The sequence below is a fragment of the Streptomyces sp. NPDC034086 genome (assembly GCF_055575515.1).
Window position 1 is genome coordinate 296,690 of sequence record NZ_JBVISM010000006.1, and the last position, 19,505, is coordinate 316,194.

Sequence of the window (19,505 nt, forward strand, 5' to 3'; positions counted from 1 at the left end):
GGGTTGGAGAACGGCGTTCAGGTCAGTTTTTGATCAACGGCTCCGGAACCACCCCGGCCGGCCCCTCCGCCGACCCCGCCACCGCCCTGCTGCGGCCCGCGCCCGCCAGCGCCCGCTGAGTCAGCATCAGCACCAGCAGCGCCGCCGCGCCACCCCCGCAGGCCACCGCGAAACCAGCCGCCGTCCCACCCAGTTCCAGCGCCGGACCCGCCACCGCCGTACCGATCGCCGCACCCACCCCGAAGAACGTCACCAGCCACGAGAACGCCTCCGTCACCGTCCCCGCGGGCGCATGCCGGTCCACCACGATGAACGCACACGCCAGCGAAGGCGCCAGGAACACGCCCGCCAACGCCGACAGCGCCGTCATCGCCACCGGACCCACCTCCAGCACCAGCGGCAGATAACACACGGCCAGCAGCGCCACCAGCACCCGCAGCCGCCGCTCCGGCGCCCCCGCCCACTGCCGCGCCCCGTAGAACACACCGCCCACCAGCGCGCCCAGACCCAGCGCCGCCATCAGCCAGCCGTACACCGCCTGACCACCGTGCCCGTCCGCGTACGCCACCGCCGCCACCGCGATCGAACCCAGCGCCATGCCGACGAAGAAGAACGCCCCCAGCAGCGCCAGCAGGCCCCGCGAACGCAGCGCCCCCAGCCAGTGCGCCTCGCGCGGCGCCGAACGCCACGTCCGGGACGGCTCCGACGCCACCACCGACAGCACACCCAGCACACCGACACCGTTCAGCACCAGCAGCGCCACCGCCGGCGACCACAGCGACACGCACAGGGTCACCAGCAGCGGCCCCACCGTGTACATGACCTCCTGGGCCACCGCGTCCATCGCGTACGCCGCGTGCACCCGCTCTTCACGGCCCCCCAGCACCCCCGGCCACAACGCCCGCAGACCACCCTCCAGCGGCGGCGTGAACAGACCCGCCAGCACCATCGCCGCGTACGCGGCCGCCACCGACCCGGTACCCGCCACCGCCAGCCACACCATGCCCAGCGCCGACACCAGCGCCGCGGGCAGCTGCACCCGCGGCTGCCCGTACAGGTCCACCGCACGGCCCAGCAGCGGCTGTCCCACGGCGTTCGCCAGCCCGTACGCGGCCGCCAGGGCGCCCGCCAGGCTGTAGCTGCCCCCCTCGTCCCGGACGAAGAGGACGATCGCGATCGCCGCGGTGGCGTTCGGCAACCGGCCTATCAGCGTGCCCACCAGCAGCCTCGCGGCGTACCGGGTCCTGAGCAGCTCCGCGTAACCCGCGGCCATGACCGCCCCCTTCTGCCCGGATCCACCCGGGGTAATACGTATAACGAGACACGTCATACGTACCATGGCAACAGACCCCCGGTCCACTCCCCACACCATCCGCACCCCGCCCCACCTCGCACTTCAGGAGCAACCTGTGACGAGACCCACCAGCCGCGACGTCGCCACCGCCGCCGGAGTCTCCCAGGCCACCGTCTCCCTCGTCCTCGGCGACAAATGGCGCGGCCGCGTCTCCGAGCGCACCGCCACCCTCGTCCGCGAAACCGCCACCACCCTCGGCTACCGCCCCAACCTCGCCGCCCGCAACCTCCGCCTCGGCACCACCCGCACCGCCCTCCTCGTCGTCCCCGCCCTCACCAACGAATTCTTCGCCCGCGTCTACACCGGCGCCGCCCGCGTAGCCGCCGCACACGGCTTCGGCGTCGTCCTCTACCCCTCCCCCGAAGGCACCGGCCCCGCCCGCGACCCCTTCGCCTCCGCCCGCGCCGCCCTCGACGGCATCATCGCCTCCTCCATGGCCACCGACGCCCTCGACGCCCTCGGAGGCAACGGCCTCCCCCTCGTCATGCTCGACAGCGATCCCACCTCCGGCCATGCCGCCGCCCACGTCAACCTCGCCATCACCGACGGCATCCGTCAGGCCGCCCAGCACCTCCTCGACCTCGGCCACCGCCGCTTCCTCCACTTCGCCGCCGACGTCGACTCCTGGACCTTCCACATCCGCGCCCGGACCCTCGCCGCCCTCCTCCCGGCCCCCCACCACCAGCTCCGCATCGCACGGGCCCCCCTCACCGTCGCCGCCGCCCGCGCCGCCGCCGAAACCGCCCTCGCCGACCCCCGCCACCGGCCCACCGCCGTCGTCTGCGACGACGACATCCTCGCCGCCGGCGTCTGCAAGGCCGCCCGCCGCCTCGGCCTGCGCGTCCCCGAGGACCTCTCCGTCACCGGCTTCGACGACCTCGCCCTCGCGACCGCCGTCGAACCCGAACTCACCACCGTCCGCCTCCCCGCCGAACGCGTCGGCGAACAAGGCATGACCGCCCTCCTCGCCGTCCTCGACGGCACCCCCTGGACCGCCCCCGAAATCCCCGTCGAACTCACCGTCCGCGACTCCACCGGCCCCGCCCCCACCCCCTGACACACACGAAGGCCCCGGCCCGCCCCCACAGGGACGGACCGGGGCCCGCACACCACGCCCTACTCCGCGTCGTCCTCCGACACCTCGTCGTTCGACACGGCGTCCGCCTGAGCCGCCGCCGGAACATCCGCCTCCAGCAGCCGCGCCAGCTGCCGGCCCCGGATCCGCTTGAACTTGCGCTGCTGCGCCCGCGTCCGGTCCAGCACCGCCACCTCCAGCCGCTCGGCCGGAATCGTCTTGTCCGCGCCGTTCGCCTGACTCGACAACGCCTGCACCGCCAGCTTCAACGCGTCGGGCAGGGTCATCCCGTCCCGATGCCGCTGATCGAGGTACGTACTGATCTGCTCGGCGTTCCCTCCGACCGCGACCGAACCGTGCTCGTCCACGATGGACCCGTCGTGCGGCAGCCGGTAGATCTGGTCCCCCGCCGCCGTCGCACCCACCTCGGCCACGACCAGCTCCACCTCGTACGGCTTCTCACCGGCCGAGGAGAAAATGGTGCCGAGCGTCTGCGCGTACACGTTCGCCAGCCCGCGCGCCGTCACGTCGTCACGGTCATAGGTGTACCCGCGCAGATCCGCGTAGCGCACACCACCGATCCGCAGGTTCTCGTACTCGTTGTACTTACCGGCGGCCGCGAAGCCGATCCGGTCGTAGATCTCACTGAACTTGTGCAGCGCGCGGGACGGGTTCTCACCGACGAACACGATGCCGTCGGCGTACTGCAACACGACGAGGCTGCGGCCGCGGGCGATGCCCTTCCGGGCGTATTCCGCCCGGTCGGCCATGGCCTGCTGGGGTGACACATAGAACGGAGTCGACACCGGTTATCCGTCCCTTTCTTCTGGGCGACGAGACGAGGACTGGTCAGAGCAGGGCGGCGCGCGGCCCGTCGGGCTCCTGGAGCCGACGGTCCGTCACCTTGCGGGCGAGCTCCTGCGACTCGTCGTCGTCCAGCCTGCGGAAGCCCTCGTCGGTGATGACGGTGACGATGGGGTAGATGTGGCGGTACAGGTCCGGCCCGCCGGTCGCCGAGTCGTCGTCGGCGGCGTCGTACAGCGCCTGCACGACCAGCGTGGTCGCCTGCTCCTCCGTCAGGTCGGGGCGGTACAGCTTCTTCATCGAACCCCGGGCGAAGATCGAACCCGAACCCGTGGCGGCGTACCCGTGCTCCTCGGAGCGGCCACCGGTCACGTCGTACGAGAAGATCCGGCCCTTCTCCTTGGCCTCGTCGTACCCCGCGAAGAGCGGAACCACGGCCAGGCCCTGCATGGCCATCCCCAGATTGCTCCGGATCATGGTCGAGAGCCGGTTCGCCTTGCCCTCCAGGGAGAGGGTCGCCCCCTCCACCTTCTCGAAGTGCTCCAGCTCCAGCTGGAACAGCTTGACCATCTCCACGGCCAGGCCGGCCGTACCGGCGATACCGACCGCGGAGTACTCGTCGGCCGGGAACACCTTCTCGATGTCCCGCTGCGCGATCATGTTCCCCATGGTCGCCCGCCGGTCACCGGCGAGCACGACCCCGCCGGGGAAGGTCGCGGCGACGATGGTCGTCCCGTGCGGCGCCTCCACGATGCCCTCGGGGAGCTTCCGGTTCCCCGGCAGCATCTCGGGCGCGTGCGCGCCCAGGAAGTCCATGAAGGACGACGACCCCGGCGTCAGGAAGGCTGCCGGTAGACGCCCTGTGCCGCGATTGTTGGCTTCCACGCGTGTCCCTCCAGGTATGAAACGACCCGACGAGCGGCGTCGGGATCATCTCCCGACTTGCCGATGGCCGTGTTGCAGTTCAAGCAAGGTATGCCACGGACCCTACCCGCCGTGCGGCAATGATCCACATGTACGGCCGGGGCCTTCGAGCGGATGGGGGCGGCAGCCCGCCGGCTCCCGTTCAGGGGGCGGCCCGGTCCCTTCGCACCGCGCACGCCGCTCACGGCCGGACGGCACGCCACCTTCACCGCGCCGTCCGGCCCCTGCTCTGCCGTGCCGTGTCGACACCCCACCCCGACCTTCAATTCGAAGGTCAAAAGCCTTACTGGCCACCCTTTTGCACGAAGGAGCGCACGAAGTCCTCGGCGTTCTCCTCGAGCACATCGTCAATCTCGTCAAGTACCGAGTCGACGTCGTCGGAGAGCTTCTCCTGCCGCTCCTTGAGGTCGGTCGATTCCTCGACCGCCGCCTCCTCGACCTCCTCGGTCGAGCGCGTCGCCTTCTGCTGTCCGCCGCCGGTGTCCTTGGTCGCCATGTCTACCTCACCCCGCTCGGTTCGCACGCTCACACGGAGAGACCCCGGGATTCGGGACCTCTCAAGATCAGACCCTACGTCGGACCCTACAAGGAGGGCCCGGCATTCGTCCCCGTACTTTCACAACGTCCGGGTGCCTTCATGATTCCCTCGGCGGAGGCCTTTCAGCCCCCTTCACTGCCCCGAAAGCACCCGGACCAGGTCCTCCGCCGTGCGGCAGCGGTCCAGGAGTTCCTTGACGTGGTTCCGGGTCCCCCGCAGGGGTTCCAGGGTCGGGACCCGCTGGAGGGAGTCCCGGCCCGGGAGGTCGAAGATCACCGAGTCCCAGGAGGCCGCCGCGACGTCGTCCGCGTACTGCTCCAGGCACCGTCCCCGGAAGTAGGCCCGGGTGTCCTCCGGGGGCTTGCTCTCGGCGCGCTCGACGGCCGGCTCCTCCAGCAGCCGCTTCATCTTGCCGCGGGCCGCCAGCCGGTTGTACAGGCCCTTCTCGGGCCGTACGTCCGCGTACTGGAGGTCCACCAGGTGCAGCCGCGCCGCGTCCCAGCCGAGTCCGTCGCGCCTGCGGTAGCCCTCCAGGATCTCCCGCTTGGCGACCCAGTCCAGCTCCCCCGCCAGGCTCATCGGATCGGTCTCCAGCCGGCCCAGCACGTCCTCCCAGCGGCCCAGGACGTCCTTGGTCTGCTCGTCGGCGTCCGTCCCGAACCGCTCGTCCACGTACTTCCTGGCCAGCTCGAAGTACTCCATCTGGAGCTGTACGGCGGTCAGGGTGCGCCCGCTGCGCAGCGTGATGAGGTGCTGGAGGTCCGGGTCGTGGGAGACCTGGTGGAGGGTGCGCACGGGCTGGTCCACGGCGAGGTCGACGTTGATGAAGCCGTCCTCGATCATGGACAGGACCAGGGAGGTCGTACCGAGCTTGAGGTAGGTGGAGATCTCCGAGAGGTTGGCGTCGCCGATGATCACGTGGAGGCGGCGGTACTTCTCGGCGTCGGAGTGGGGTTCGTCGCGGGTGTTGATGATGGGGCGCTTGAGGGTGGTCTCGAGTCCGACTTCGACTTCGAAGTAGTCCGCGCGCTGGCTGATCTGGAATCCGTGCTCGCGGCCGTCCTGGCCGATGCCGACGCGGCCGGCGCCGGTGACGACCTGGCGGGAGACGAAGAAGGGGGTGAGGTGGCGCACGATGTCCGAGAAGGGGGTCTCCCGCTTCATCAGGTAGTTCTCGTGCGTGCCGTAGGAGGCGCCCTTGTTGTCGGTGTTGTTCTTGTAGAGGTGGATGGGCTGGGCGCCGGGCAGCTGGGCGGCGCGCTCGGCGGCTTCGGCCATGATCCGCTCGCCGGCCTTGTCCCAGAGCACGGCGTCGAGGGGGTTGGTGACCTCGGGGGAGCTGTATTCGGGGTGGGCGTGGTCGACGTAGAGGCGCGCGCCGTTGGTGAGGATGACGTTGGCGAGGCCGATGTCCTCGTCGGTGAGCTGGCTGCTGTCGGCGGCCTCGCGGGCGAGGTCGAAGCCGCGGGCGTCCCGCAGCGGATTCTCCTCCTCGAAGTCCCAGCGGGCGCGTCGCGCCCGGTGCATCGCCGCCGCGTAGGCGTTGACGATCTGGGACGAGGTGAGCATGGCATTGGCGTTCGGGTGGCCCGGAACGGAGATCCCGTACTCCGTTTCGATCCCCATTACTCGCCGTACGGTCATGCGGCCCTCCTTGCCCGGCGGCGCTCCCGTTCGGGGCGGCGCTCAAGTACCGCTGGTGCTCCGGTGCGTCGTGTGCGGTGCCCGTCCCCGCACTGCGCGGCCGGCGGTACGGAAGAGCCTAGAACCACTCCGCGCTGCTGGGGAGATCATTTCGGTCATTGACTTCGCCTTGTCACCGGCTGGAAAGGGGCGGCGGTAAGGCTTGCGGTAGTGATCGCGGGGTGTAAAGCAGTCGGCCGCGGGTGCCGGTGAGGCTCCCGCGGCCGCCTCGCTTCGTCAGAGGTACTGACCCGTGTTCGCCACCGTGTCGATGGAGCGTCCGGTGTCGGCACCCTGCTTTCCGGTGACGAGCGTGCGGATGAACACGATCCGTTCGCCCTTCTTTCCGGAAATGCGGGCCCAGTCGTCCGGGTTGGTGGTGTTGGGCAGGTCCTCGTTCTCCTTGAACTCGTCCACGCAGGCCTGGAGGAGGTGGGAGACGCGGAGGCCCTTCTGGTTGTGCTCGAGGAAGGCCTTGATGGCCATCTTCTTGGCCCGGTCCACGATGTTCTGGATCATGGCGCCGGAGTTGAAGTCCTTGAAGTAGAGGACTTCCTTGTCGCCGTTGGCGTACGTGACCTCGAGGAAGCGGTTCTCCTCGGTTTCGGCGTACATCTGCTCGACGACGGTCTGGATCATGCTGTGGACGGCCGCTTCGGGCGAGCCCGCGTGTTCGCCGAGGTCGTCCGTGTGGAGCGGGAGGGAGGCCTTGAGGTACTTGGCGAAGATGTCCTTCGCCGCCTCGGCGTCCGGGCGCTCGATCTTGATCTTCACGTCGAGTCGTCCGGGCCGCAGGATGGCCGGGTCGATCATGTCCTCGCGGTTGGAGGCACCGATGACGATGACGTTCTCCAGGCCTTCCACGCCGTCGATCTCGGCGAGCAGCTGGGGGACGATGGTGTTCTCCACGTCCGAGCTGACCCCGGAGCCGCGGGTGCGGAAGAGGGATTCCATCTCGTCGAAGAAGACGATGACGGGGGTGCCCTCGCTGGCCTTCTCCCGGGCGCGCTGGAAGACGAGGCGGATGTGCCGTTCGGTCTCGCCGACGTACTTGTTGAGGAGCTCGGGGCCCTTGATGTTCAGGAAGTACGATTTGCCGGCTGCCTGTCCGGTCACTTCGGCGACCTTCTTGGCAAGGGAGTTGGCGACGGCCTTGGCGATGAGCGTCTTGCCGCAGCCGGGCGGGCCGTAGAGCAGGATGCCCTTGGGCGGCCGCAGTTCGTGTTCCTTGAACAGGTCGGGGTAGAGGTAGGGGAGCTCGACGGCGTCGCGGATCAGCTCGATCTGGTCGCCCAGGCCGCCGATCTTCTCGTAGTCGATGTCCGGGACCTCTTCGAGGACCAGGTCCTCGACCTCGCTCTTGGGGACGACCTCGTAGACGTAGCCGGAGCGGGGCTCGAGCAGGAGGGCGTCGCCGGGGCGGATGGTGATGTCCAGGAGCGGCTCGGCGAGCCTCACCACCCTTTCCTCGTCGGTGTGCCCGACCACCAGGGCGCGCTCGCCGTCCTCGAGGATCTCCTTGAGGGTGACGATGTCCCCGGCGCGCTCGAATTCCATGGCCTCGACCACGTTGAGCGCTTCGTTGAGCATGACCTCCTGGCCGCGCCGGAGCTCTTCCGGGTCGACGCTGGGGCTCACGTTCACGCGGAGCTTGCGCCCGCCGGTGAAGATGTCGACGGTGCCGTCCTCGTTCGCCTGGAGGAAGACACCGAAGCCGGCCGGCGGCTGGGCGAGCCGGTCGACTTCCTCCTTGAGGGCCACGATCTGGTCGCGGGCCTCACGGAGCGTATTGGCCAGTCGTTCGTTCTGCGCGGAGACGCCTGCCAGATTGGTCTGGAGCTCGACGATCCGCTCTTCGAGAATCCTCGTGTGCCGCGGAGAGTCGGCGAGCTTGCGTCGCAGGACGGCGATTTCCTGCTCGAGATAGGCAACCTGGCCAGCGGGGTCCTCAGACCCTCGCCCGGGCCGGATGCCGCGGTTGATGTCGTCGTCGTGGGCTGCCACGGTCCTCACCTCCTCCAAGGGGAGCTGGACGCTTCCTGACCCTACCTGGGCTGGTGGTGATTGAAACCCCTAGATCACAAAGACGGTAGAGGTGTGTCCGATCTTCACCCTTGCGTACTCCCTCACGCCAAGGAAATACCCACCCTTCAACATCGGAAAGCAGCCGGTTGTAAGGTCGAAGCGTTCAACACCCGTCAGGGGTCGTGCGACTTGCCGCGAGTTCTGGCCGGGGCGGATCACTCAGAGCAGGAAACGGCAGGAGATATGACCGTGCAGCAGGAGGCCCCGACGGGTGGTTCCGAGGGGGCCGGGGAGCCGCTGGAGGTCTGGATCGACCAGGACCTGTGCACCGGGGACGGCATCTGCGTGCAGTACGCGCCGGAGGTGTTCGAGCTGGACATCGATGGTCTGGCGTACGTGAAGAGCGCCGATGACGAGCTGCTCCAGGAGGCGGGGGCGAGCACTCCGGTTCCTTTGGTGCTGCTGCGGGACGTGGTCGATTCGGCGAAGGAGTGTCCGGGCGACTGCATCCATGTGCGGCGCGTTTCCGATGGTGTGGAGGTGTACGGCCCGGACGCCGAGTGACGGTTCAAACGCGTTCCGCGGCCGGATCCGTCAGCTCCTGGCGGAATTTCCCGCCGGTCCAGCGCCACTTGGTGAGCTGGTCGAGGTCGGGGCTGTAGCGGGGTACGGAGGGTGACGAGTACCCGAGGAGCCGTGCCGTGATCGAGCCGTCGCGGACGGTGAGGCCGGTGGCGGTGCGGCGGCGTCCGGCGTCGAGGAGGGTGGCGACGACGCGGGGGGCGGAGCCCTTCCCCGGGTCCTGGGCGAGTACGTAGATCGCGTGGGGCGGGGTGCCGGAGCCGGCGTCGCAGCGGACGGCCGCCACGGTCTCGGGCCGGCCGTCGCCGTCGAGGTCGCCCTGGGCGGTTTCGGTGACCGTGTGCGGGGCGCCCTTGCAGTCCAGGGGGTACGTGGCCGCGTGCGCGTCGGGGGCGGTGGCCCGGGGATCGTCCCCGGGGCGGCCGGCGGGGGTGGCTCCGGTGGCGCGGCCGGGCTGGAGGAGGCCGGCGCCGGCTATGACGGCGGCGAGGGCGGTGGCCGTGGCGAGCCAGTGGGCGGGCCTGGTGCGACGGTGCGCCAGGTCGGTGGGGCTGTGCAGCACGCCGGGTGTCTCCTGTGCGAGGGGTGACGGGGAGCCAGCATCGTGCCATACCTCACACCGGGGTGGAACGGCCGGGTCCGCGCCGGTTCGCGGCGGCGCGGCCGCCCGCCGGCGGGCGGGGTGTGGTGTCGCGGGGGTGCGTGCAACGGAGAAGCGCTGTGGCGCAGTTCCCGGCCGGTGCGGGGAACTGCGCCACAGCGCTTTCGTGTTGGTGGGTCGATGGCCGGGGCGGGCTATGCGGAGCGGTCGCTGCCGGGGCCTTCGTAGTCCTCGCCGTACGCGCCCTTGGAGGGGCGGCGGCGGCGCATCGGGGGCTCGACGCCGTCGGCGAGGCGGCGGGCGGTGACGAGGAAGCCGGTGTGGCCGATCATCCGGTGGTCGGGCCGGACGGCGAGGCCTTCGACGTGCCAGTTGCGGATCATCGATTCCCAGGGCTGCGGTTCGGCGTAGCAGCCGAACTCGCGGATGGATTCGACGGTGCGCGAGAGCTGGGTGGTGGTGGCCACGTAGCAGCAGAGGATGCCGCCGGGTACGAGGGCCTTGGAGACGGCCTCGAGGCATTCCCAGGGGGCGAGCATGTCGAGGATGACGCGGTCGACGTCGGTGTCGGACAGGTTGTCCTGGAGGTCTCCGACGGTGAGCTGCCACGCGGGGTGGGGGCCGCCGAAGTAGCGCTCGACGTTGGCCGTGGCGATCTCGGCGAAGTCCGCGCGGCGCTCGTAACTGTGGAGCATGCCCTGGTCGCCGATGGCGCGCAGCAGGAAGCTGCTGAGGGAGCCGGAGCCGACTCCCGCTTCCACGACGCGGGCGCCGGGGAAGATGTCGGCGAAGGCCAGGATCTGGCCCGCGTCCTTGGGGTAGACCACGGCGGCACCGCGGGGCATGGACAGGACATAGTCGGGGAGCAGGGGGCGCAGCGCGAGGTACGCGACGTTCCCCGTGGTACGGACAACACTGCCCTCGGGAGCACCGATCAGCTCGTCGTGGGGGAAGGAACCCTTGTGGGTGTGGAAATTCTTCCCGGCTTCGAGCGTGAACGTGTAGTGGCGGCCCTTGGGGTCGGTGAGCTGAACCTGGTCCCCGACCTCGAAGGGCCCGCGTCGGCGGGCGGCACCGGTCGGTTCGGACATGTGACCAGTGTATTGGCTTCAGGACTGGGGCCGCGCCATGGCCTTCACGAAGGCCTTTTCGACGTCGAGGGTGGAGAGGACGCCGTAGATCTCGCCGGTGGGTTCGAGGACGAGGTATTCGGTGGCGGGGGTGGCGCGGAGGTGGTCGAGGAGGGCTTCGCCGGTGAGCTCGGCGGAAACCTTCATGCCGTCGGTGAGGTCCTGGGCGAGGGTGCTGACGGCGACCCAGGGGCGGCGGTGTTCGGGGACGGAGGCGATGGCGCTCTCGCGGACGATGGCGGTGGGGTCGCCGTGGCCGTCGACGACGACGAGGGCGCGGGCTCCGGCTTCGTTGGCGCGGCGGAGGGCTTCGGAGAGGGGGGTGGCGGTCTGGACGGGGACGGCGCGGCGGGTGAGGGCGCGGGCGCGGAGTTCGGGGAGGTGTTCGCGCAGGCGGGCCATGCGCAGGCTGTTTCCGGCGCCGGTCCAGATGATGGCGGCGAGGATCGCGGCGAGGAGGGCGTCCATGACGGTGTCCATGCCGCCGATGTCGCGGTGGGGGTTGCCGAGGGTGCCGGTCTGGGTGAGGAGGGGCAGTCCGATGAGGACGGCGACGGCGAGGGCGCGGCCGACCCAGGCGGCGGCGACGGTGCCGGTCATGGGTTTGCCGGTGATGCCCCAGATGACGGCGCGGAGCATGCGGCCGCCGTCGAGGGGGAGGCCGGGCAGGAGGTTGAAGGCGGCGACGAGGAGGTTGGAGATCATGAGGCCGGCGAGGAGCACGCCGGGGACGGTGGCGGGGTGGACGGCCTTCATGCCCAGGTAGAAGGCTCCGGCGAGGGCGAGGGAGAGGAGGGGGCCGACGAAGGCGAGGACGAATTCGCGGCCGGGGGTCTCGGATTCCTTTTCGATCTCGGAGACCCCGCCGAAGAACTGGAGCTGGATGCGGCGCACGGGGAGCTTGTAGCGGAGTGCGGCGATGGTGTGTGCCAGTTCGTGGACGAGGACGGAGGCGTAGAAGGCGACGGCGAAGAAGAGGGAGACGAGGTAGCGGGTGGGGCCGAGGTGGGGCAGGACGCGGTCGAGCTGGTCCCCGAAGACCCAGGTGATGAGCGCGGCGACGAGGAACCAGCTGGGCGAGACGTAGACGGGCACGCCGAAGGGGCGGCCCATGAGGATGCCGCCGCCCGGGTCGGAGCGCTTGGCCCTGCGCTCGCCGGTTTCGTCGGTGTCTGCCACGGTTTTCCTTCGTTCGTGCGGTGCTTCCGGTGTGATCCGTATCGCGTCGGTGGCGCGTGTGCTGTTGCGCGGGGTGATGCTCCGATCATGCAGGGCGAGGGGCCCGTAGTCGATGGTATGCGCGTGCCGCCCGTCGCGGGTCGTAGGGTTTTACGCATGACGACGACCCCCGGTGCCGGTTCCGCGGATGATTCTTCGGGTGCTTCCCGGCCGACCTCGCTGTCCCCTTCGCGGGCCGGTGACTTCATGCAGTGTCCGTTGCTGTACCGGTTCCGGGTGATCGACCGGCTTCCGGAGAAGCCGAGTGCGGCGGCGACGCGCGGAACGCTGGTGCACGCGGTGCTGGAGCGGCTCTTCGATCATCCGGCGCACGAGCGGACGGTGCCGAGGGCGAAGGCGTTGGTGCCGGGGCAGTGGGAGCGGCTGCTGGAGGCGAAGCCGGAGCTGGCGGAGCTGTTCCCCGCGGGGGACGAGGGCGCGGGGCTGGCGCGCTGGCTGTCGGAGGCGGAGGCGCTGGTGGAGCGCTGGTTCACGCTGGAGGACCCGACGCGGCTGGAGCCGGTGGAGCGGGAGTTCTTCGTGGAGACGGAGCTCGAGTCGGGGCTCCGGCTGCGCGGGATCATCGACCGGGTGGACGTGGCGGCGACGGGTGAGGTGCGGATCGTCGACTACAAGACGGGCAAGGCGCCGCGGCCGGAGTACGCGGAGGGCGCGTTGTTCCAGATGAAGTTCTACGCGCTGGTGGTGTGGCGGCTGCGGCAGGTGGTGCCGAGGCGGTTGCAGCTGGTGTACCTGGGCAGTGGGGACGTGCTGACGTACGACCCGGTGGTGGCGGATCTGGAGCGGGTGGAGCGGAAGCTGCACGCGCTGTGGGAGGCGATCCGGGAGGCGACGGAGACGGGTGAGTGGCGGCCGCGGCCGACGAAGCTGTGCGGGTGGTGTGATCACCGGGCGGTGTGTCCGGAGTTCGGGGGCACTCCCCCGGTGTATCCGCTGGTGGTCTCTCCGAGGAGTGGGGCGGATCTCCCGGCCGGTGGCTGATCGGCCGGTCAGGGCAGAATGGGCCGGGTCCGCCGATGACCGACGAATTCGAGGTACCCCGTGGCGATCCGCGTCCTGCTGGTCGATGACCAGCCACTGCTGCGCACCGGTTTCCGGATGATCCTGGAGGCGGAGCAGGATCTGGTGGTGGTGGGTGAGGCCGGGGACGGTCTGCAGGCGCTGGAGCAGGTGCGGGCGCTGCAGCCGGACGTGGTGCTGATGGACATCCGGATGCCGCGGATGGACGGGGTGGAGGCGACGCGGCAGATCACGGGTCCGGAGCGGAACGGGCCGGCGAAGGTGCTGGTGCTGACCACGTTCGATCTGGACGAGTACGTGGTGGAGGCGTTGCGGGCGGGGGCGAGCGGGTTCCTGCTGAAGGATGCTCCGGCGGTCGAGCTGGTGCAGGCGATCCGGGTGGTGGCCGCCGGGGAGGCGATGCTCGCGCCGAGCATCACGCGGCGGCTGCTGGACAAGTACGCGGGTCATCTGCCGTCGGGTGAGGAGAGCCTGCCGGACATGCTGGGGACGCTGACCGAGCGTGAGGTGGAGGTGCTGAGGCTGGTGGCCCGGGGGCTGTCGAACGCGGAGATCGCGGCGGACCTGTTCGTGAGTGAGACGACGGTGAAGACGCACGTGGGGCATGTGCTGACGAAGCTGGGCCTGCGGGACCGGGTGCAGGCGGCGGTGTACGCGTACGAGAGCGGTCTGGTCCGTCCGGGCGCGCAGTAGCCGGCCGGGACGCGCCTCCGCCCCGGTGCCCTTCTCGGGCGCCGGGGCGGAGGTGTGTCCAGGGGGGTGTCCCGGGTGTGTCCGGGGGTGTCCCGGGGGTCAGCCCTTGCTGATCTCCCAGAAGCGGAAGACGGTGGAGGCGTCCAGGGACCACTGGAGGCCGTTGACGTTCTGGCGGGCAACGGCGTACTGCTTGCCCTGCCAGAGCGGGAGGACCGGGAGTTCGTCGGCGACGATGTCCTGGAGGCGGGTGTAGTCGGTGTTGGCCGCGGTCCGGTCGGACTTGGTGGAGGTCGCCGGGATGATGTTCCCGCTGATCTCCTTGTTGTCGTAGTTGTTGTGCAGGACGTTGTCCGGGCCGAAGAACGGCTGGGTGAAGTTGTCGGCGTCGGGGTAGTCGGGGACCCAGCCCTTGACGTAGACGCCGTACTTGCCGGCCTGGATGTCCTTCTCGTACTGCTCGAACTCGACGGACTTGACGTCGGCCTCGAAGAGGCCGCTCTCGTTGAGCTGCTTGGCGATGACCTGGAACTGGTGGTCGGTGGAGGGGCCGTAGCGGGCCGGGGTGGACCACAGGGTCAGCTTGATCTTGCCGGAGATGTTGGCGGCCTTGAGGACGGCCTTGGCCTTCTCCACCTGGGGGGTGCCGCCGTAGCGGTCGAAGAAGGGGGTGGTGTGTCCGGCGATGCCGGCCGGGACGATCGAGTAGAGCGGGGCGGCGGTGCCCGCGTACACGTCCTTGACGAGCGCTTCGCGGTCGACGAGGTAGGCGATCGCCTTGCGGACGGGGAGCTTGCCGACGACCGGGTCGTTGACGTTGAAGACCAGGTGCTGGACTTCGGCGCCGGTGCCCTGGACGACGTCGACCTTGTTGTCGCCGGTCTTGGTGGCGGCGAGGCCGGCGATGTCCTTGGCGGCGAGGCCGCGGAAGGCGAAGTCGACGTCGCCGCTGTCGAGGACGGTCTTGAGGCCGGCCTGGTCGCCGTTGAAGAACTTCAGGGTGACGCCGGTGTTCTTGGCCTTGGCCTTGCCGCTGTAGGAGTCGTTGACGGAGAAGTTGGCGCTCTTGTCGCTGAAGGCGTCGAGCTTGTAGACGCCGGAGCCGATCGCCTTGTTGTCGCCGCGCAGCTTGTCGGCCGGGTATTCGCGGTGGTCGACGATGGCGCCCGCGCCCGATGCGATCTTGCTGGGGAAGGTCGCGTCGGGCGACTTCAGCTTGAAGACCACGGTCTTCTCGTCGGGGGTGTCGATGCTCGCGATCGACGACAGCATCACGGCGGGGCCGTTGGCGTCGTTGATCCTCAGCGTGCGCTCGAAGGAGAACTTGACGTCCTTGGAGGTCAGGCTGTTGCCGTTGCTGAACTTCAGGCCGCCGCGCAGGGTGCACTTGTACACCCTGCTGTCGCCGCCCTCGAAGGTGCAGGCCTGGGCGGCGTCGGGCTCGGGGGTGGTGCCGCCCTTGGGGAACGTCAGCAGGGACTGGAAGACGTTGTTGAAGAGCAGCCAGGAGCCCGGGTCGTAGCCCGACGCGGGGTCGGTGGACTTCACCTTGTCGGATATGCCCATGACCACGCCCTTGCCGTTGCCGGCGGCGGAGCCGTCCTGCGAACCGCAACCGCTGAGCAGCGCTGCGGCAGTGGCCGCGCCGAGCGGGGCTGCCAACCACTGGTTACGTGTCTTCACGCGAATGTCCTTCACAGTCTTGTCTGGTCGTTGCGCCGGCCTGCGACGTACGCCGCCGGTTGTGCCGGTCTCAGCCGCTGACACCCCGGCCGAGTTCCCACAGCTGGAGGTCGGAGATGGCGTTGACCGACCACTCCACTCCGGTGATGCCGTCGCGTGCGGCGACGTACTGCTTGCCCTGCCACAGGGGCAGGACGGGTACGTCGTCGGCGACGATGTCCTGCATCTCCGTGATCGCGGGCACGGCGACGTTGCGGTCGGCCGCGCGGCGGGATTCGGGGATGAGCCTGGTGCGCACCGCGGTGTTGGCGTAGGGCGTGCCCAGGAAGTTGTCCTGCTCCAGGAACGGGGCGAGGAAGTTGTCGGGGTCCGGGTAGTCGGGGAACCAGCCGAGCCCGTAGGCGGCGTAGTCGCCCTTCTTCTGGGCGGGGCGGAAGGTGCCCCATTCGTTGCCCTGGACGGTGATGTCGAAGAGCTGGGTGGAGTTCAGCTGGGCCTTGAGGGCCTCGAACTCGGCGGCGGTGCCGTCGCCGTAGTGGTCCGTGGTGTAGTTCAGGGTCAGCTTGACGGGGGTCTTGACCCCGGCGGTCCTGAGGAGCTCGGCGGCCTTGGCGGTGTTGGCCTCGCCGTACTTGTTGAAGAACGAGTTGACGTGGCCGGGCACGGCGGTGGGGACGAGCGAGTAGAGGGGCTGTGCGGACTTGCCGTAGACCTTGGAGATCAGGTTGTTGCGGTCGACGGCGGCGGCGAGGGCCTGGCGCACGGCCTTGTTGTTGACGGCCGGGGCGTCGGTGTTGAAGCCGATGTAGCGGATCTCGAGGCCGGGCATCGGAGTGAGCTTGACGCCCTTGGGGGGCGTCTTGGCGAACTCCGTGATCTGGGCGGGCGACAGGGTGCGGGAGACCACGTGGATCTTTCCGTCGGTGAGTGCCTTGCCCATGGTGGCGGAGTCGGCGAAGGTGCGCAGTTCGACCTTGTCGTTGTGGAGCTTGATGTCGCCCTTGTAATGGGGGTTCTTGGTGAAGACGGCGCGGACGAGGCGGTTGTCCTTGACCTCGGCCTTCATCGTGTAGGGGCCGGAGCCGTCGACGGCGAAGCCGGGGCGGAGCTTCCTGGCCTCGTAGTTCTTCTCGCTGATGATGCCGGCGGCGGGGGTGGCGAGCTTGTACGGGAAGGTCGCGTCGGCGGTCTTCAGGTGGAAGACGACGGTGTCGGTGCCCTTGGCCTCGACGGTGTCCAGGGTGGAGAGCAGGGAGGAGGGGCCGTTCTCGTCCTTGATCGCGAGGACGCGGTCGATGGAGAACTTGACGTCCTTGGCGGTGAGCGGGTCGCCGCTGGCGAACTTCAGGCCGGGCCGCAGGGTGCAGCGGTAGCTCTCGTTGCCGGTGTCGGTGAAGCGGCAGTCGGAGGCGGCTTCGGGGACGGGCTGGCCGCCGCCGCGGGGGGTGCGCACCAGCGTCTGGACGGTCTGGCGCAGGATGTTCCAGGCGCCGGCGTCGTAGGCGTAGGCGGGGTCGACGGGGGCGGGGGCGTAGTCGGCTGCCTCGAACCGGTCGGTGGTGCCGACGACGATCGCTCCGGACGCTGCTCCTCCGCCGCTCGCGCTGCCGCATGCGGACAGCGCGGGGGTGAGCAGGCCGATCGCGGCCGTCAGCACCATGGTCTTGCGGTTCATGCTGGAAGTACTCCCTCACCCGGCACTTGTTCAAAGCGGCGTCGAGGGCACTTCGCGGCGGTCGCCCGTTCAGGGCGGAACGATCGGGCCGGTGTTTGACGATCGGTCCACGCGGTAGCGGCGCAGGGGTGTGCGTCCGGTACGGCAAGGGTGCGTGCGGAGTGCCCGCGTCGACATTAGTGGGCCGGGGCGGGATGGCTGGAACTGGCAGGAGTTGGGGTGTAATCGCACTGTGATGGGTGCGGACTTACCGCTTATGCCGGAGTCCTCGCAGATGCGGTCAGGAGATGATCAATCCGGACACAAGGGAAGCCCCCGGAGCCGGTGGCGGGGCTCGGCAGGGGCCTCCCGGGTGACCAAGCTCACCCGCTCATTCTCTGACCGAAGGGGGTGGAATTTCGGCCTCCGGGGTTAGGGGCGGAAGATCCTCCCGTGGGACCCGGGCGTCACCCTCGTTCCGTTCGGCACGGAGCGTGCGTACTCAGTTCATCGGAGTGATGAGCGAGCGCAGGAACGTCAGGTCCACGTCCTCCAGCGAACGCACGATGGTGCGGCCGGGGGCGGGTTCGATGCCGCCGACGGACGGGACGGCCACCACCCGGCAGCCGGCGGCCTCCGCCGCGGCGATCCCGGTGGCGGTGTCCTCGATCACGGCGCAGCGCGAGGGGTGCGCGCCGAGGCTGCCGGCGGCGATCAGGTACGGGTCCGGGTGGGGCTTGGTACGGGGGACCTCGTCCCCGGCGACCGTCAGCGTGAAGCGGTCGCGGCCGAGGGTGAGCAGGACCTGGTCGATGACGCGGCGGTGCGAGGCGGAGACCAGGGCGGTGGGGACGTTGTGCCGGGCCAGCTCGCTCAGGAGGCGTTCGGCGCCGGGCATCAGGGGGACCCGGTCGGCGATGCGGGCCTCGAACCGCTCGTTGAGCAGGACGCTCAGCTCGGCGAGACCGATGGCGGCTCCCGTCCTCTCGATGAGGAAGGCGGCGCTGCGGCTCATGGGGCCGCCGACGACGACGTCCCGCCAGGACGCCTCCAGGCGGTGGCCCAGCTCGTGGAAGATCTGTTCCTCGACCTCCCACCAGAAGCCCTCGGTGTCGACGAGGGTGCCGTCCATGTCCAGCAGCACCGCCTGCAGGGCGTGCCCGTCGGCCGTGCGGGTGACGGGGGCGGGAACCGTGCTGGTCATGCGTACGCCTCTCTGGGGACGACAAGGCCGGCCACCTCGACCCGTGGGAGCGTCTCCCTCGGGAACAGGTGACCGGCCTGTATGGGACCGACCAGTGTACGCCGGTCCGTGTCAGCGTGCGTTGAAATACTTCGCTTCGGGGTGGTGAATGACGATGGCGTCGGTGGACTGCTCGGGGTGCAGCTGGAACTCCTCGGACAGGTGGACGCCGATCCGCTCGGGCTGGAGGAGGTCGGCGATCTTCGCGCGGTCCTCCAGGTCGGGGCAGGCGCCGTAGCCGAGGGAGAAGCGGGCTCCCCGGTACTTGAGGTCGAACATGTCCTCGACCTTGTCCGGGTCCTCGCCGCCGAAGCCGAGCTCGGCGCGGACGCGGGCGTGCCAGTACTCGGCCAGGGCCTCGGCGAGCTGGACGGACAGGCCGTGCAGCTCGAGGTACTCGCGGTAGGAGTCGGACTCGAAGAGCCTGGCGGTGGCCTCGCCGATCCGCGAGCCGACGGTGACGACCTGGAGGCCGACGACGTCGGTCTCGCCGGACTCCTCGGGGCGGAAGAAGTCGGCGAGGCACAGGCGGCGGCCGCGGCGCTGGCGCGGGAAGGTGAAGCGGGTCCGCTCGTTGCCCTGCTCGTCGAGGATGATCAGGTCCTCGCCCTTGGAGACGCAGGGGAAGTAGCCGTAGACCACGGCCGCCTCGAGCAGGTTCTCGGTGTGCAGCTTCTCCAGCAGTCCGCGCAGGCGCGGGCGGCCCTCGCTCTCGACCAGTTCCTCGTAGGTGGCCCCGCCGGCGCGGGCCTGCTTGAGGCCCCACTGGCCCTTGAACAGGGCGCCCTCGTCCAGCCAGGAGGCGTAGTCCTTGAGCGGGATGCCCTTGATGACGCGGGTCCCCCAGAAGGGCGGGGCGGGAACGGGGTTGTCGACGGCCACGTCGGAGCGGCCGCCGGTCTCCTGCGGCTCCTCCACCTGGAGGGCGGGGGTGTCCCGCTTGGCGACGCGGCGCTGCTTGAGCTCGGGCAGCGTCGCGCCGGGGACGCCGCGCTTGACGGCGATGAGGGCGTCCATCAGGCGCAGGCCTTCGAAGGCGTCGCGGGCGTAGCGGACCTCGCCCTCGTAGATCTCGTGGAGGTCTTGTTCGACGTAGGCGCGGGTCAGGGCGGCGCCGCCGAGGATGACGGGGTAGTCGGCCGCCAGCTTGCGCTGGTTGAGTTCCTCCAGGTTCTCCTTCATGATCACCGTGGACTTCACCAGGAGCCCCGACATGCCGATCACGTCGGCCTTGTGCTCCTGCGCCGCCTCCAGGAT

The 19,505-nt window shown here is 69.7% G+C and carries 18 protein-coding genes; 4 read left to right on the forward strand and 14 right to left on the reverse strand.

Annotation, left to right across the window (positions count from 1 at the left end; translation table 11 throughout):
- Positions 1–22: 22 nt before the first annotated feature.
- Positions 23–1,273 carry an MFS transporter gene (locus ACZ514_RS17855; protein WP_468169372.1) on the reverse strand — a complete coding sequence of 417 codons (1,251 nt, stop codon included), beginning with the start codon at positions 1,271–1,273 and terminating at the stop codon, positions 23–25.
- Between the two features lie 136 nt (positions 1,274–1,409).
- Here ACZ514_RS17855 and ACZ514_RS17860 point away from each other — a divergent pair, with 136 nt between their 5' ends.
- The gene (locus ACZ514_RS17860) at positions 1,410–2,411 is read left to right on the forward strand and encodes a LacI family DNA-binding transcriptional regulator (protein WP_469125113.1); all 1,002 of its coding nucleotides are present in this window, start codon (positions 1,410–1,412) and stop codon (positions 2,409–2,411) included.
- A gap of 59 nt (positions 2,412–2,470) precedes the next feature.
- On the opposite strand, the gene prcA is transcribed toward ACZ514_RS17860, so the two are convergent.
- The 6 genes from prcA to arc all read right to left on the reverse strand — a co-directional run bounded on the left by prcA (position 2,471) and on the right by arc (position 8,382).
- Entirely contained in the window at positions 2,471–3,235 is a 765-nt protein-coding gene (prcA, locus tag ACZ514_RS17865) for a proteasome subunit alpha (protein WP_468169378.1), read from the reverse strand.
- Positions 3,236–3,278: 43 nt separating this feature from the next.
- Positions 3,279–4,118, reverse strand: a complete 840-nt coding sequence (prcB, locus tag ACZ514_RS17870; protein WP_388945252.1) for a proteasome subunit beta — start codon at positions 4,116–4,118, stop codon at positions 3,279–3,281.
- Complete coding sequence (locus ACZ514_RS17875) at positions 4,070–4,411, reverse strand: endonuclease domain-containing protein (protein WP_468169444.1); 342 nt, start codon at positions 4,409–4,411, stop codon at positions 4,070–4,072. The genes prcB and ACZ514_RS17875 overlap by 49 nt, the downstream gene beginning before the upstream one ends.
- A 29-nt stretch (positions 4,412–4,440) precedes the next feature.
- Complete coding sequence (locus ACZ514_RS17880) at positions 4,441–4,653, reverse strand: ubiquitin-like protein Pup (RefSeq protein ID WP_030016348.1); 213 nt, start codon at positions 4,651–4,653, stop codon at positions 4,441–4,443.
- Between the two features lie 174 nt (positions 4,654–4,827).
- Positions 4,828–6,339 carry a depupylase/deamidase Dop gene (gene dop, locus ACZ514_RS17885; protein WP_388945246.1) on the reverse strand — a complete coding sequence of 504 codons (1,512 nt, stop codon included), beginning with the start codon at positions 6,337–6,339 and terminating at the stop codon, positions 4,828–4,830.
- 276 nt (positions 6,340–6,615) lie between these two features.
- Complete coding sequence (gene arc, locus ACZ514_RS17890) at positions 6,616–8,382, reverse strand: proteasome ATPase (protein ID WP_468169381.1); 1,767 nt, start codon at positions 8,380–8,382, stop codon at positions 6,616–6,618.
- A 264-nt stretch (positions 8,383–8,646) separates the two neighbouring features.
- Between arc and ACZ514_RS17895 the strand changes: the two genes are divergently transcribed.
- On the forward strand, positions 8,647–8,967 hold the full coding sequence (locus tag ACZ514_RS17895) for a ferredoxin (RefSeq protein ID WP_468169385.1): 321 nt from the start codon (positions 8,647–8,649) through the stop codon (positions 8,965–8,967).
- Positions 8,968–8,971: 4 nt separating this feature from the next.
- Here ACZ514_RS17895 and ACZ514_RS17900 read toward each other — a convergent pair whose 3' ends face one another.
- The 3 genes from ACZ514_RS17900 to ACZ514_RS17910 all read right to left on the reverse strand — a co-directional run bounded on the left by ACZ514_RS17900 (position 8,972) and on the right by ACZ514_RS17910 (position 11,895).
- Positions 8,972–9,547 (reverse strand): hypothetical protein, encoded by a 576-nt coding sequence (locus ACZ514_RS17900; RefSeq protein ID WP_468169388.1) that lies wholly within the window; start codon positions 9,545–9,547, stop codon positions 8,972–8,974.
- Between the two features lie 233 nt (positions 9,548–9,780).
- Positions 9,781–10,677 carry a tRNA (adenine-N1)-methyltransferase gene (locus ACZ514_RS17905; protein ID WP_007263187.1) on the reverse strand — a complete coding sequence of 299 codons (897 nt, stop codon included), beginning with the start codon at positions 10,675–10,677 and terminating at the stop codon, positions 9,781–9,783.
- A gap of 18 nt (positions 10,678–10,695) precedes the next feature.
- Positions 10,696–11,895 carry a site-2 protease family protein gene (locus ACZ514_RS17910; RefSeq protein ID WP_469125114.1) on the reverse strand — a complete coding sequence of 400 codons (1,200 nt, stop codon included), beginning with the start codon at positions 11,893–11,895 and terminating at the stop codon, positions 10,696–10,698.
- A gap of 156 nt (positions 11,896–12,051) precedes the next feature.
- Between ACZ514_RS17910 and ACZ514_RS17915 the strand changes: the two genes are divergently transcribed.
- Together ACZ514_RS17915 and ACZ514_RS17920 are read left to right on the forward strand one after the other, a co-directional pair.
- Positions 12,052–12,936: a RecB family exonuclease gene (locus ACZ514_RS17915; RefSeq protein ID WP_468169391.1), complete on the forward strand. Its 885-nt coding sequence runs from the start codon at positions 12,052–12,054 to the stop codon at positions 12,934–12,936.
- A 60-nt stretch (positions 12,937–12,996) separates the two neighbouring features.
- Positions 12,997–13,668, forward strand: a complete 672-nt coding sequence (locus ACZ514_RS17920) for a response regulator (RefSeq protein WP_468169394.1) — start codon at positions 12,997–12,999, stop codon at positions 13,666–13,668.
- A gap of 99 nt (positions 13,669–13,767) precedes the next feature.
- On the opposite strand, the gene ACZ514_RS17925 is transcribed toward ACZ514_RS17920, so the two are convergent.
- The 4 genes from ACZ514_RS17925 to ACZ514_RS17940 all read right to left on the reverse strand — a co-directional run.
- A complete protein-coding gene (locus tag ACZ514_RS17925) occupies positions 13,768–15,351 on the reverse strand; it encodes an ABC transporter substrate-binding protein (RefSeq protein WP_468169396.1) in 1,584 nt (527 codons plus the stop codon).
- Between the two features lie 70 nt (positions 15,352–15,421).
- A complete protein-coding gene (locus tag ACZ514_RS17930) occupies positions 15,422–17,026 on the reverse strand; it encodes an ABC transporter substrate-binding protein (RefSeq protein ID WP_468169399.1) in 1,605 nt (534 codons plus the stop codon).
- 481 nt (positions 17,027–17,507) lie between these two features.
- On the reverse strand, positions 17,508–18,209 hold the full coding sequence (locus ACZ514_RS17935) for an HAD family hydrolase (protein WP_468169402.1): 702 nt from the start codon (positions 18,207–18,209) through the stop codon (positions 17,508–17,510).
- 111 nt (positions 18,210–18,320) lie between these two features.
- Positions 18,321–19,505, reverse strand: a 1,185-nt coding sequence (locus ACZ514_RS17940) for a vitamin B12 dependent-methionine synthase activation domain-containing protein (RefSeq protein ID WP_469125115.1), incomplete at its 5' end; no start/stop codon positions are given.

What these genes read in the sequence shown, in the direction of transcription:
- ACZ514_RS17930 (WP_468169399.1), bottom strand. Translation starts at nt 17,026, where the DNA reads ATGAACCGCAAGACCATGGTGCTGACGGCCGCGATCGGCCTGCTCACC.
- ACZ514_RS17905 (WP_007263187.1), bottom strand. Translation starts at nt 10,677, where the DNA reads ATGTCCGAACCGACCGGTGCCGCCCGCCGACGCGGGCCCTTCGAGGTC.
- ACZ514_RS17915 (WP_468169391.1), top strand. Translation starts at nt 12,052, where the DNA reads ATGACGACGACCCCCGGTGCCGGTTCCGCGGATGATTCTTCGGGTGCT.
- dop (WP_388945246.1), bottom strand. Translation starts at nt 6,339, where the DNA reads ATGACCGTACGGCGAGTAATGGGGATCGAAACGGAGTACGGGATCTCC.
- ACZ514_RS17895 (WP_468169385.1), top strand. Translation starts at nt 8,647, where the DNA reads ATGACCGTGCAGCAGGAGGCCCCGACGGGTGGTTCCGAGGGGGCCGGG.
- ACZ514_RS17880 (WP_030016348.1), bottom strand. Translation starts at nt 4,653, where the DNA reads ATGGCGACCAAGGACACCGGCGGCGGACAGCAGAAGGCGACGCGCTCG.
- ACZ514_RS17855 (WP_468169372.1), bottom strand. Translation starts at nt 1,273, where the DNA reads ATGGCCGCGGGTTACGCGGAGCTGCTCAGGACCCGGTACGCCGCGAGG.
- ACZ514_RS17935 (WP_468169402.1), bottom strand. Translation starts at nt 18,209, where the DNA reads ATGACCAGCACGGTTCCCGCCCCCGTCACCCGCACGGCCGACGGGCAC.